We start from the raw sequence: 14696 nt of genomic DNA, 5'->3' as shown, positions 1-14696 counted from the left end.
GTATATAAGAAAATTATATATTTGTGTATGAATTCGAATAAACAAATCGGTTTGCTAAAGGGTAGCCTTCAATTGATTGTCTTAAAACTATTGCAAGAAAAAGGCAGAATGTATGGATATGAGCTTACCCAAGTCGTTAAAGAAATTACCAACGGGGAGGTGCTATTGACTGAAGGTGCGCTTTACCCGGCATTGCATAAGATGGAGAAGGAAGGGCTTCTGGTAACTACTGTTGAACTGGTCGATAATAGAGCCCGTAAATACTATTCCCTGACACCACTAGGTCGAACAGAAGTGGAGGTTAAAATGGAGGAGACAAAAAGCTTTTTGGATAATTTGTATCTGTTACTCAATTTAAAACCTAAACTTTCATGAAATTAAATGCTCAAAAACGCCTGGAAATTCGTGCATATTTGGAGCAGGTTACAATTGATCGAAAAAATATCGATGAGTTGTTTGATCATATTGTCACTGACTTAGAGCAACGATCATCTTTTAGCAAAGTGGATGCTCATGAGATAAAGAAAATAATTGATCAGGAGTTTGATATTCTGATTAACACCGAACGAGATAAGAGAAATTATCGGCGATTGAACAATGTCGTAGGCTTATCCATTTTCTTTTTCGCACTGACTGTCTATTGGCTGACGATGGAACCGACAGTTAGCTTTTGGGATTGCGGGGAGTTTATCGCGGCTGCATTTAAGATGGAAGTAGGACATCAGCCAGGGGCGCCATTATTTCTTGTGGTCGGTAAATTATTTAGCTTTCTTCCCTTAGGGGATCTTTCGAAAGTAGCCTATTGGGTAAATTTCAGCTCTGTAGTGGCAAGCGCAGCGACGATTATGTTCTTGTTTTGGACAATAACCGCATTGGCCTCTAGTATTTTTTCTAAAGATAAGCTCAGACATAAGAAATTTAGCATTATATCTACAGGGGTGATTGGAGCCTTAGCTTATACCTTTTCTGATACATTTTGGTTTTCAGCGGTTGAGGCAGAAGTATATGCATTATCATCATTATTTACGGCAATTACATTTTGGGCAATCTTAAAATGGGAACGATATATAAATGATCGCTGGTTGATTTTTATTGCATTTATGATTGGTTTATCTACGGGTGTTCATCTGCTCAGCTTGTTAACGATTCCTGCCATAGCGCTTGTATATTATTTCAAAAAAACGAAAACAGCTTCAACTTGGGGTGTTATTAAAGCTTTAATAGTGGGATGCTGTTTTGTAATTGTTGTTCAATTTGGCATTCTTCAATATTTCGTGCTTGCAGCTTTTAAAGCCGACCTGTTATTTGTAAACGGACTGGGTTTCTCTTTTGGTTCCGGAGCGCTCTTCTTTATATTGATAACGCTCTTGATCCTCGTTTTTGGTATCTGGTATTCGGCACGGAAAGAAAAGTATCAACTGAATTTAAGTTTGATATGTACTGGTTTTATTTTGCTTGGATTTAGTTCATATATGATGATTGCAATAAGGGCAAATGCGAATCCGCCGATCAATTTGAGTGACCCCGATAATGCCTATTCACTTTATAACTATCTGGGCCGAACCAATTATGGTTCGACACCTTTGCTCTATGGAAATACATTTGATGCGGAACGTATCGATAGTGAAATAACGGGCAAGGCTTACAGAAAAGGAGAGAAGGGCTACGAAGTAGCCGGAAATACCTACAAAGCAATCTATGACAAAAATTTACTATTTCCGCGTACTCATAGTCAGGAGCCGCATCATGTCAAGTTTTATAGAAGTTGGATGGGGCTGGGTGGGGACAGTACCCCTACCTTTGCACAAAACCTGGGTTTCTTCACATCATGGCAAGTCGGTGTGATGTACTGGCGCTATTTTTTATGGAACTTTTCGGGCAAGCAGAACGATATCCAAGGATATGGCGATATAAAGAATGGCAATTGGATTACAGGGATCAAAGTTTTGGATACGATCCGGTTAGGAAATCAAGAGAAATTACCTCCAAGCATCGCGAATAATGAAGGTAATAATGTTTTCTATGGCTTACCATTTTTACTGGGTTTGGCTGGTATATACTGGTTATTTAGAAGAAAAAAGCAGGTTTTAACGGTGGTTATGACCTTGTTTTTCTTTACCGGATTAGCTATCATTATATACTTAAACCAAGATCCTATGCAGGTCCGGGAACGAGACTATGCCTACGTTGGTTCGTTTTATGCTTTTGCAATCTTTATAGGTTTTGGCTTTTTACTGGTAAAAGACGTTATACAACGAATTACAGCCCATCGAGTAGCATCGGCTATTGCTATGCTGCTTTGTCTTTTCGCTGCCCCATTTTTAATGGGAACCCAAGGCTGGGACGATCATGATCGCTCTGGAAAGACAACTGCTCTAGCCTGGGCAAAAAATTATCTGGATTCATGCGCTCCCAACGCAATTTTATTTACCAACGCAGATAATGATACATATCCTCTATGGTATGTACAAGAGGTTGAAGGTTATCGAACGGATGTCCGTGTGATCAATTATCAATTTCTGCACGATGCATCCTTTATCGATCAGATGAAGGTGAAGGTCAATGAGTCTGAACCTCTACCATTGAGCTCGGCGCATGCTACCTATAAAACTGGTGAGCGGGATTTCTTTCCTTATGTAGACTATGGTATTACGGATAGTGTGGAATTGAAGGATCTAATTGCTGTGATGACATCTAATCACAAGAATGATCAGGTTCAAATGGCTGATGGATCCTTTATGAATTCAATACCTGCTCGAAAACTCAAGCTAACAATCGATGCCGAACAGTTGATTGACACAAATACCATTCACGCTGATCAGGAATCGCAAGTTGTGTCTGAGATGGAATGGAGCTTTGATAAGTCCTATGCAACGAAAGCTGATCTAGTAATATTTGATATCTTGGCCACTAATAATTGGGAACGACCGATCTATTTTGCTACATCCGTTTCTGCCGATACCTATGTTGGTCTCGATAAGTATCTCTATCTTGAAGGTTATGCCTATCGGCTATTGCCTATAAATTCTGATGAACCAGAAGTTGACAAAACCCAGCGTACCAATACCGATGTTATGTACAGCAATCTGATGAATAAACTTGATTTTTCCTCATTTCATCAGGCTCGCTATCTGGATGTTGAATCAAGACGGGTTATTAATGGAACCTGGCAATTGAATAATGCATTAACGGCTAATCTACTTAAAGAGGATAAGGTAGATAAGGCAAAAGATATTTTATTAAAGAGTATGAGGGACTTACCACTCCGTAATTATTCGATTGCAGATACGTTGAACAAGTTAAATACAGTTCAAAATTTATATGCTTTGGAGATGACCGAAGTAGGAAATGGTTTAGCAAAAGCGACTACTGACTTTGTGAAAGCTGAACTTCTGTACGTTGCTACACTTGCTCCGGCTCATCAGGCTTCCTATCGAGATGAGGTTCAGCTTGGTTTATATGTATTAGACGAGCTACAGCGGATGACCGCGCGATATCAACAAGTGGAAATTCATCAGCAAATAAGACAATCGCTCGAACAAATGCTGAAAGCCTTTGCGATTGAGGCTTAGTCACCTATTGTATTCATTGGTTTTGCATTATTTAATGTCTCGCCAATGTACTGGGAAGGGGTCACGCCAAATTGTTTGTGAAAGTTCCTGCCGAACTGCGTTTGTGAGCTGTATCCGACCTGCTCTGATATTTCGTATATCTTTAATTGGCCTTCACTGAGTAAGATAGCTGCCTTTTTAAGTCGCGCCAAGTTGATGAAGTCATTTGGTGTCAAATCTGAGATCGCATTGATCTTTCTATAAAGTGTGGTTCTGCTCATACACATAAGGTCGGCTAAATGCTCAACGTCAAAGTGTATATCGGTCATATGTTCCTCTATTATCTCATTTAATCGTTCCAAAAAACAATGGTCAGCTTTTGAACGGGCCATTGTTCTCAAATGTACAAGGGGTGATTCAACAAAGTAGTCACGGAGTTTATTTCGATTAGCTAAAAGACTTTGTATCTGAGCGTTTAAATGCGCTATTGAAAATGGTTTTTCTATGTAAACATCAGCTCCTTGTTCTAACCCTTTGATTTTGGATTGCAAGGTGTTTTTTGCTGTTAACAAGATCACAGGAATATGACTATATGAGATATCCGATTTAATCGTGTGGCAAAATTCATAACCATCCATTTCAGGCATCATGATATCGCAAATAATAAGATGCACATTATGTCTGTCCAACAAGTCAAGACCAGTTTTTCCATTGGAAGCTTCCAGCACATCGTAAGACTCACTCAGATCATCTACAAGAAACTCCAGAATCTCCGGATTATCGTCAATGACCAATATCAAGGATTTCGTAGTTTTTTCATTTTCCATTTTCACTCTGATTTCTGTTGTGTATAAAAGGTAGTTTCAATACAAAAATGTTCATTTCATCTTCTGGGAGTGCCAAATACAATTCACCATTGTGTAGCTGCGCGAAGGATCTGGCTAATGCTAGTCCAAGTCCAGATCCCTGTCCTCCCTCTTTCAACCTGACAAACGTGTCGAATATCTTTTCCCGCATATGTATTGGTATAAGTTGCCCATCGTTTTTTACCAAGACGGTTAGCATATCATTGATGTCGGGTTTTTCGTCTAAATGAAGTATAATAACACGTTTAGCATATTTTAGTCCGTTCGTCAGCAAATTGCTTATAATCTGTGTCAGCGCTTCTTTGTCGACATATGCTATGCAAGGCATGGAAGGCAGATGCAATTTCAAACGAATGTTCTTTTGTGCAGCTACCATTTTGAACCGTTGGTAGTTATCTGTGAGAAGTTCATTCAAGTTGACTGATACGAAGTTTAGTTTATAACCCTGAACTTCTATCTTCCGAAAGTCAAGCAGCTGATCGGTTAGTTCCAAAAGCCGATCCGTATTTCTATCCATCGTTTGAAGGTGCTTTTGGATCAAAGGTTGTTCCTCCGTCTTCTTTAAGACCTTTTCTAAAGGCGCTTTAATCAACGTTAATGGAGTGCGGATTTCATGAGTCACATTGGTGAAGAAATCTACTTTAGCATGATACACTTCTTCTTCCTTCCGGTGCCGGATGAGCTCCAATTTTCTTCGGTTTCGTTCTCTGGTTCGGGAATGATAACTATAAACCAGATACCAAGTAATTCCTGCCGCGATAAGCAAATAGATTACATAGGCAAAGTGGGTTGCCCAGAACGGTGCCATGACAGTAATGCGGAGTGTTGTCTCCTTACCTTTAAAACTACCAGCTCCGTCTGCTACATTGACGCGGAAGGTATAATCACCGGGTGGAAGTTTTGTAAAATATGCTCTCCGGTTTGTCCGGATATGTGTCCAATTTTTATCCAAACCTTCCATTTTATAAGCATATTCTGTCATTCTTGGAGACACATAGCTTAGCGCAGCAAAATCGATGCTCAATGAAGATTGATCATGTTGAACGTAAATGTGGTCAGTAAAGGTAACTGATTGATTCAGGATGGTTTGATTTTCGCTATTAACCTCTAAGTCTTGGTTATGAATCTGCAAACCAGTAATGTAGACAGGGGGGTGGTAGGTGCTTTGATGGTAATTGGCAGGATTAAACCGGATTAGGCCTTTCACACTTCCGAAGTAAATATTTCCCTTATCGTCCTTCTGCGCAGAGTTATAATTAAACTGATCGCTTAACAAACCGCTACTCTTTGTAAAAACCCGGATGTCCTCACTTTCCGGATGAAAACGAACAAGCCCTTTTGACGTGGTAATCCATAAATACCGATCATTGTCTTCTACCATTGCCAAAATAAGATTACTCGGCAAGCCATTTTTCGTTGTGTAGCGTTTGAAGCTTCGTGAGGATGGTTCATACAGACAAAGACCCCCTTCTGTAGCAACCCACAAATTATGCTGACTGTCTTCAAAGATCCGATTTACACGATTGCTTCCTAAGCTTTTCTGATCACCCATCTTATGTAAAAACTTTCCTGCTTTTCCCGTTTTGGGGTTAGAAAAATAAAGTCCGTCGCGCCAAGTTCCCACCCATATTGTGCCTTCAGAGTCTTCAAAGATTGTCGTATAGAATATATACTGCGGAAAACCCCGAACGTATTGAAAATTCCTTTCTTTTTGATTGTACTTTAGTAGTCCGTTACCAGTCGCTAAAAGGATCTGTTCGTTTTGTGTTTTGTAAATGTTGAAAATAAAATTATTTGGCAACATGCCTTTTTCTGCATCGATACTATAATGTTTGATAACCTTGCCACTGGGAATGTCCATTAGATCCAATCCATGTTCAAAAGTGCCGACCCATAGCGTGTCACCACTTGCAAGCAATCCGTGTATATTGCTAAATGAAATACTTTGTGGCGTGCCTGACGGTTGATAATGTGTGATTTTCCCAGTAGGCAAATGCAGTTTATTTAAGCCATCGTCTTCTGTTCCAATCCACAGATTGTTATAATCGTCAAAAGTCAGCTCTCTTACAGCGTTCCCCGATATTCCGGTTGCTCCGTCATGAGGGAAATATTTTTCAAAAAAAGTGTTGCTGGATTCGTAATAATTAATTCCACCGAAGTAAGTACCACACCATATTCCCCCTTCCTGATCCTTACATAGTGTGTAAACCGCGTTATCGGATATCGCCCACGGGTGACCTCGTTGCTTCTTTAGGTTTGTAAATTGATTGCTCTCAATATTATAAATGAACACCCCGGCTTCTGTCGCAAACCAATACTCTTGGTTCCGGTGATGCATGATATCCCGGACAAAAATATCTGATCCAATTTCATGTTCGATAAAAAGGTCGGTATACACTCCTGAAGATATGTCAAACCTCTTCACCCCCTGTTTCGTTGTTCCTACAAAGAGGTAGCCCTTCCCACTGTCATAAATACTTTCAATCCACCGGGTTTCAACGTCAGGAGAATGACTGTACATCGGGTTCAGCTGAATTTTTTTCAGATCAGTATCATACGCGAGAAGATCACCATTCGTGGTACCAATCCAGATGCTATTTTCTTTGCCTAGTCGAAACGAACTGCAATTAAAACGACTGTTCGGAATAACCAACATGATTTTTTTCTCGTAAATATTGTATTGGTAGAGTTGAAAGTTATTAATGAACCAGATGTTCCCATCCAAGTCTTCCTGAATATCTAAAACTTCATTAACAATTTTATTGCTGAATAAAGAGAAGCTTTCGAGATCAGGGTTAAATATAAAAATGCCCTGATCCGTTCCCACCCATATTTTTCCATTTTTGTCTTCGCAAAGTGCACGGATAAAATTGCTTCCTAAACCGCTGGGGTTATCTGGATCGCTATGGAATACCTTAAAGGAATACCCGTCGAAGCGATTTAGTCCATCCTTTGTACCAAACCACATAAAGCCAAGGCGATCTTGCATGCTACAAAGCACAGCATTATTTGATAGTCCGTTTTCCACTTGATAATGACGGAAATAATAAGGCTGCGCAAAGCTTAGCTCGATCAGCAGCAAGCTCAATACAAGAGATATTGAAATAATGTATTTCACAAATTAAGTTTCGTCTGGCTATCCAAATATAGATGAAATTATGAAAATAGTTAGCTGGTTACTATTAATTGGCTATGGGACAAATTAATGAAAGAATGGTACGAATTGATGTAAAGCAGCACGTTAAAATTATCGTCCTTTGTATAGATGAGAAGGCTAGAGTCTTCTTCACCAGTTTTTTTAATCTAAATTAAAACCAATCTTTATTATGAGAAAGTACAATGTCTTTTGTATTGTAATTGCGGTCGCGTCCCTCTTTTTATTTAGCTGTAACCAAACTCCCGCCAACAATACCGACGAGAATGATAGAGCCCATACAACGGCAACTGCTTCCAGATGGTCAGAGGAAAAAGCAAACGAATGGTATGCGAAGCAGGAATGGCTGGTTGGAGCAAATTTTAGTCCTTCAACAGCGATTAATCAGCTGGAGATGTGGCAGGAAGATACCTTTGACCCAGAAACCATCGACCGGGAACTGGGTTGGGCAGCAGATATGGGAATGAATACCATGAGGGTATATTTGCATGACTTACCTTATGAGCAGGATTCAACAGGTTTTATTGATCGCATCGATCAGTTTTTGAAAATCTCAGAAAAGCATCATATCAAACCGTTACTTGTTTTCTTCGATTCATGTTGGGATCCTTTCCCCGAAGCAGGTAAGCAGCGAGCACCCAAGCCACATGTTCATAATTCTGGATGGGTACAGAGCCCGGGGCAATATGCGTTAAAGGACTCGACACAATACCCTCGGTTGGAACGCTATGTTAAAGGTGTCGTATCTCACTTTGCTGAAGATGATCGTATACTCGGTTGGGATATCTGGAATGAACCGGACAATATGACCGGTCCGTCTTATGAGGCAATTGAAATCAAAGATAAAGTAGATTACGTAATCCCTCTTTTAGATAAGGCATTCAAATGGGCTCGTTCTGTAAATCCTTCACAACCGTTGACTTCTGGTATCTGGGGAGGTGGCGATTGGTCTTCTCATGAGCAGCTTAAACCTATCGAGAAATTACAGATCGAAAATTCAGACATTATCAGTTTTCACCACTATGAAGAACCTGCTGACTTTGAAAAGAGACTTACAGAGTTACAGCGGTATAATCGGCCATTACTTTGTACCGAATACATGGCCCGACCCAATGGGAGTACGTTCGAAGGGTTTTTGCCGATCGCCAAAGAGAATCAAGTGGCCATGTTCAACTGGGGATTTGTGGATGGTAAAACACAGACAAAATACCCTTGGGACAGCTGGACAAAGACTTATACAGCTGAACCAGAATTGTGGTTCCATGATATCCTCCGTACAGATGGAACCCCGTATATAGCCGAAGAAGTAGAACTCATAAAAGAAATGACAAAATAATGCAATAAACCTTTTTATCACCTAATAAACCGTGTTGTATGAAAAAAAATATAAAAGGTAAGAGCCAATGGCCTAATCCGGTGAAGGTTGCTATATGCCTGCTGGTAAGCATCGGTACGGTAGGTTCGCTCAGTGCTCGTGAGCCAGCACATATGATACCGACCACCACAAAATTAACAACATCACTGGCTCAAACAAAGGTAACCGGTCGTGTTACCGATCAGCAGGGCACAGCTTTGCAAGGAATCAACGTGCAGGTCAAAGGTTCAGAAACAAGTACAGTGACGGACGGGGACGGTGTTTTTACAATCCAAGTGCCTTCTAACGAAACCATCCTCGTATTCTCCTACTTAGGGTATCAGAGTCAAGAGGTTACCGTAGGTTCGCAGCGAGAACTTCAAGTGGTACTGGCTGAATCACTGGAAGAGCTAGAGGAAGTGGTTGTTATCGGATACGGGTCTGTTCGGAAGAAAGACCTGACCGGTGCAGTATCCGTTGTCGATACTCGTGAGATGGCAAAGACGGGTTCAGCAACCATCGCTCAGTCTATCCAGGGCTTAGCAACCGGTGTCAATGTTCGTAATACCGGAAACGCGGGTAGTGATGCAAGTATCGAAATTCGCGGGGTAGGCAATCTAACCAATAACAACCCTCTTTGGGTTATTGACGGGTTGATCACATCTGCAGGTGCCGATTTCAATCCCAATGATGTTGAATCGATTCAAATTCTGAAAGATGCGTCCGCAGCAGCTATTTATGGATCACGTGCAGCCAATGGGGTTATAATTGTCACGACAAAGAAAGGAAGGAAAGGTCCTGCAGTAGTTGATTTTTCCGTACGTGAGTCTTTTGACTGGTCGCCACGTTACGACCTGATGAATGCCGAAGAGTACAAGAAGTATAACGACATGGCTTACAAGGAGGCTATTAAAGACGGAGTCTGGAATGGTACTCTTCAGGACCATGCTGATATTGATACAGATTGGCAGGAAGAAACCATGCAAACTGCCTTGGTACAGGACTATAATGTGTCTATTTCCGGAGGTGGGGATGCTGGTAACTACTTTATCTCGGGTGGCTACTATAACAACGATGGTATCATGTATGGCAATTCATTTGACCGTTATACATTCCGCGTGAATACCGAGGGCAACAAGGGGATCTTCTCATTTGGTGAATCGTTCAGTTTTTCGCAAACGGATAGAGATCCATTGCAGACGAGTTCTTATATCGATATTATCCGGATGTTACCTACAATACCCGTTCGGGATCCCGAAAATCTAGGGGGCTTTGGTTACGGAAATGAGGCGAACGCCCGGACTTTCGCTACGAATCCGATTGCCAGAGAGGAGATAGAAGATACAAATACGAAAATTTACAGAATGCGGGGAACATTCTGGGGGCAGGCGCAGATAACCAAATTTCTTTCATATAAACTGAATGTAGGTATCGATTATATTTTTGATGAGTATCGTTATTTCAGAAAAGAAGGAAACTGGACAATGAACCAGGAATACCGTGATCCAACTGGTAACAAAAACCGCATAAAAGAAACCAACGAACTCATTGAAAATACATTGAACTTTGACCATGACTTTGGCAAACACCATGTGGACGCAGTAGCTGGACTTACCTACCAACATCAATACTGGGAAGATGTGGGTGCTCAACGTCTTAAATTTCCTTTCTTGGGTGGCGACTACATCACGGTGTTGAATGCCGGACAAGAAAATCAAACCAATTGGAACAGTATTCAAGAGTATGCATTGATATCATATCTGGGTCGTGCTAATTATATTTACGATGATAAATATTTTGCTACGCTCACATTCAGAAGGGATGGATCGTCTAAATTAAGCCCTGCAAATCGTTGGGACAATTTTTACTCGATATCCGGTGCGTGGAGAATCAGCAATGAAGATTTCTTCGATGTTTCGTGGATCAATGATCTGAAACTGCGTGCTAATTACGGAGAGATCGGAAACGCTGCTTTTCCGGGTAACTGGAGCTACTTGGGGACCATTAATCCCAATATCGTAACCGTATTTGGTAGTGGACAGGGCTTGGTAAACGGAGCTACCCAAGTTCAGATCGTCAATGAAAACCTCCGTTGGGAGCGTACCGCTCAGACGAATATCGGGTTGGATGCTGTCTTTTTGGATAACCGTTTAACAGCAACGGCTGAATATTATAACTCGGAAACGCGAGATGTCCTTACGGGGATGCAGATCTCAATGACAACAGGTAATCAAGGAGGGGCTCCTCTTGCCAACGTAGCGAGCCTTAAAAATACTGGCTTTGAACTCGGTTTGATGTGGCGGGATCAAGTAGGTGAATTTAATTACAATGTCGGTACCAATATTACGACACTGAATAATGAGATCCTGGAGCTGGGTTACGGCAACGAAGTTTTTTACACCGGACAGACACGAAGCGAAATTGGTCGTTCGCTCGGTGAGTATTATTTGCTAAAAACCGATGGGCTCTTCCGTACTCAGGCGGATATTGATAGTTACGTAAATTCAGCGGGTACGCCGATTACCATCGAGGGTAAAAGACCACAATTAGGAGATCTTCGTTACATCGATACTGATGACAATGGCCAGATTACCACTGGGGACAGGCAGATTGTCGGCGATCCTTGGGCTGATCTTTTGCTGTCCGTTAATGCTGGCTTCTCATTCAAGAATGTCGACTTTTCGATGTTATGGAGTGGCCAAATGGGAAATGACATTCTCAATGGTGGTATGCGTCAAGGGCGACTATTTGCTGATAACTCAAATTACATCCGTTTTGAGTCGGGGCATGAGCCATGGCAAGAGAACCCGGATAGTGATTTTCCTCGTATTATTTATGCCGATACACGAAACACGAGAGGCGATAGCGACATCTGGCTCGAGAATGGTTCCTATCTGCGACTTCGAAATGTCCAACTAGGGTACACCTTTGATGATCAATTCCTGAACCGGATTCGTTTAAATGGATTGCGCGTGTTTGTTACAGGTAACAACCTGATAACGATTACGAAGTACAAAGGGTTGGATCCTGATTTTGTCAATACGAATGTTTGGGATCGGGGAACTGATAACATGGCTTTCCCAAATGCACGGACATTTATGCTTGGGCTGCAAGTGAGTTTTTAATTATCTGTAAAAAACTTAGACGATGAAAAGATTTAAATTAACAATATGCGGACTCCTGCTTCTTGGAATTGCAGGATCATGTAAGAAAAGTTTATTGGACATCAATAACCCCAATGAGCCCACCACAGAAACTTTTTGGAAAACTGAAGACGATGCACAAAAAGGCTTAAATGCAGCATATAGCAGGTTTTACAAAGAGGGAACCTGGATGCGTTGGCTATCGTTTCGTTACGATTTAGGTTCGGATGAAGGGTGGAGTACAAGCCCGTGGAATGAGCTTGCCGACTGGACACGATTTAACTACGTAAACTATAATTTCTGGGAGGGTAATAATGTTCACTGGGAAGACTTTTATGTGGGTATCTTCAGGGCAAATCAAGTTCTTAAGTTTACACCGGAAATACCCTTTGCCGACGAGACTACGAAAAACCGGGTCATAGGGCAAGCTGAATTTTTAAGAGCATTATGGTACTTCCAAATAGCTGTCCTTTGGGAAAAAGGCGCCCTGGTACTAGAACCAAAAGATGGTAGTTATAAGCCAGAAGAGGTTCCACAGGAGCAGATCTGGGCTCAAGTAGAGATTGATCTGCAAAGTGCGATAGCAAAATTGCCGGAGACCTGGGATGATGCCAACCTCGGGCGTGCTACTATTGGTGCGGCTAAAGCTCTTCTGGCCAAAGCATATATGCAACAGCATAAGTATCAAGAAGCTAAAAATGAATTGCAGTGGCTGATTGATAAAGAGGGTAGCCTTTACGGTCTGGTGGACGATTACATGGATAACTTCACTCACTATAATGAGAACAATAAAGAGGGGATATTTGAGATTCAATTTGACGATGAAAATAAAGGCGGAACAGGTAACAGCGCATCCATGGCGACGGGTTTTCAGCGTACGCAGTTCTACGCCCCTGGTGGCATAGGCTGGCAGGATGGAAAGGCACGTTCATGGTTTGTTGCTGAGTACAAAAAGGAAAAAAATCTTGATGGTGGAAATGATATTCGCTTATATCATAATCTGTATTACAAAGACAGTCCAAATGACTTTCCGGATGAATCACCTCTAATTTACGGTAGAAATTGGGACAATGCTTGGGGAAATGATATGTTTATTCGGAAATACTCGACAAGTTATTTCCGTGATCGGGAGGATTATTTTGCGCCTAATAATTATCGGATACTTCGTTATGCTGATGTTTTATTAATGTATGCAGAGTGTATCGTCGAAACAGGTGGCTCCATAACGGAAGCGGCAAGCTATGTGAATAAAGTAAGACAGCGCCCATCGGTTAACCTGCCGACTTTGCAGAACAGCGTGCATAAAGCCAGTCTGAATTCGAAAGAAGCTTTTATAAAACGATTGCAAATGGAGCGTTCGTTGGAGTTGTGTTTTGAAGGATGGCGATGGGCCGATCTAAAACGTTGGGGTTTGCTGGATTCGCAAGCTGGGATTGATGAGCTGAAAACCAGAGACGCTGATTTTAATAACTTTGTTGTCGGCAAACATAATCGTCTGCCTATCCCGCAGATCGAAGTTGATAACAGTGATGGTAAATTGACACAAAATCCGGGATACTAGATAAGAAACAAATGGATTTGTTAAGAAGAACGATTCTTTTATTGTTGCTGACCGTGATAGTCGCTTCGACTTACGGTCAGCAACCCGATCCGCCGGGACAGGTGGAAAATCAAAATGACGCGGTTCATCAGGCTTATCTATTTGCACATATGACGCATCAAGACTATGGCCGGCTTTATTATTCTGTCAGTCTGGATGGTCTGCACTGGAATGCACTCAATGGTCGAAAGCGTGTCTTTGAAGATTACAAAGGACATCCCGATATCACAAAGGGGCATGACGGGCGTTATTACCTCGCTGGCAATGATAATGACAGCTCACCTGATATCGTTATCTGGGTTTCTACTGATCTTGTTCGTTGGGAGAAGCATTCCGTTTATACACCCGACTTAAAAAGTACACCGGATTATCAAGACGCTTTGCAGCGGATCGGAGCACCAAAATTATACTATGATAAGTCAACATCGCAGTATATCCTGACATGGCATACACCCCATAAAGAAGGCACCAAAGAAGATCCGGAGCGTTATTGGGCCAGCCAACGCACGCTGTATGTTTTATCGAAAGACCTAAAGACATTTTCAGATCAACCGACAAAACTGTTTGACCTGGAAATGGGTACAATCGATGTGTTCATCCGTAAAGTCGGTGATCAGTACTTTGCCGTTATCAAAGACGAAACCTATCCAACCTTATATTGGCCAACCGGAAAAACAATCCGCATTGCCCGGTCGGCTTCGTTAACCGGTCCTTGGTCAGCACCTGCCGATCCGATCAGCCCAAATTTCAGGGAAGCACCGATGTTGATCCCTTCTCCGGATGATAAGGTATGGTATATGTATTATGAACAATACCCTGGCGTATCTTATGGGTTGTCGATTGCTGACAACCTAAACGGACCTTGGTACCAAGCATCCGGTTATACATTTTTTTCAGATTGGGATAAGTACAGTATGCCCGATTCTGTTCGCCATGGCTGCATGATTACCATCAGTAAAGACGAGTATGATCGGTTGGTTGCTGAATATGGCATGATTGAAAACGAAACCTCTAAAAGAAGATAAAAC

General features: G+C 41.6%; 8 protein-coding genes. 6 read left to right on the top strand and 2 right to left on the bottom strand.

Features of this window, described 5'->3' with window-relative positions; genetic code table 11:
* Window positions 1-27 precede the first annotated feature (27 nt).
* Both D3P12_RS13770 and D3P12_RS13765 read left to right on the top strand, forming a co-directional pair.
* Window positions 28-375 carry a PadR family transcriptional regulator gene (locus D3P12_RS13770; protein ID WP_118196431.1) on the top strand — a complete coding sequence of 116 codons (348 nt, stop codon included), beginning with the start codon at window positions 28-30 and terminating at the stop codon, window positions 373-375.
* Window positions 372-3572: a glycosyltransferase family 117 protein gene (locus D3P12_RS13765; protein WP_118196429.1), complete on the top strand. Its 3201-nt coding sequence runs from the start codon at window positions 372-374 to the stop codon at window positions 3570-3572. Before D3P12_RS13770 ends, D3P12_RS13765 begins: the two co-directional genes overlap by 4 nt.
* On the opposite strand, the gene D3P12_RS13760 is transcribed toward D3P12_RS13765, so the two are convergent.
* Together D3P12_RS13760 and D3P12_RS13755 are read right to left on the bottom strand one after the other, a co-directional pair.
* The gene (locus D3P12_RS13760) at window positions 3569-4378 is read right to left on the bottom strand and encodes a response regulator transcription factor (RefSeq protein WP_118196427.1); all 810 of its coding nucleotides are present in this window, start codon (window positions 4376-4378) and stop codon (window positions 3569-3571) included. The genes D3P12_RS13765 and D3P12_RS13760 overlap by 4 nt on opposite strands.
* On the bottom strand, window positions 4368-7535 hold the full coding sequence (locus tag D3P12_RS13755; protein ID WP_118196426.1) for a ligand-binding sensor domain-containing protein: 3168 nt from the start codon (window positions 7533-7535) through the stop codon (window positions 4368-4370). Before D3P12_RS13755 ends, D3P12_RS13760 begins: the two co-directional genes overlap by 11 nt.
* Window positions 7536-7743: 208 nt before the next feature.
* On the opposite strand from D3P12_RS13755, the gene D3P12_RS13750 reads away from it, so the two are divergent.
* The 4 genes from D3P12_RS13750 to D3P12_RS13735 are packed head-to-tail and all read left to right on the top strand — an operon-like array spanning window position 7744 to window position 14693.
* Window positions 7744-8907 carry a cellulase family glycosylhydrolase gene (locus D3P12_RS13750; protein WP_118196424.1) on the top strand — a complete coding sequence of 388 codons (1164 nt, stop codon included), beginning with the start codon at window positions 7744-7746 and terminating at the stop codon, window positions 8905-8907.
* A gap of 38 nt (window positions 8908-8945) precedes the next feature.
* Window positions 8946-12050, top strand: a complete 3105-nt coding sequence (locus D3P12_RS13745; protein ID WP_118196422.1) for a SusC/RagA family TonB-linked outer membrane protein — start codon at window positions 8946-8948, stop codon at window positions 12048-12050.
* A gap of 22 nt (window positions 12051-12072) precedes the next feature.
* On the top strand, window positions 12073-13629 hold the full coding sequence (locus D3P12_RS13740) for a RagB/SusD family nutrient uptake outer membrane protein (protein ID WP_118196420.1): 1557 nt from the start codon (window positions 12073-12075) through the stop codon (window positions 13627-13629).
* Window positions 13630-13640: 11 nt separating this feature from the next.
* Window positions 13641-14693, top strand: a complete 1053-nt coding sequence (locus D3P12_RS13735; RefSeq protein WP_118196418.1) for a glycoside hydrolase family 43 protein — start codon at window positions 13641-13643, stop codon at window positions 14691-14693.
* Window positions 14694-14696: the final 3 nt, after the last annotated feature.

It is taken from the genome of Pedobacter indicus, assembly GCF_003449035.1.
In the GTDB taxonomy this organism is placed as follows: Bacteria; Bacteroidota; Bacteroidia; order Sphingobacteriales; family Sphingobacteriaceae; genus Albibacterium; species Albibacterium indicum.
Note: the sequence above shows the minus strand (reverse complement) of the source record. Positions and strands in the feature narration are given on the sequence as shown.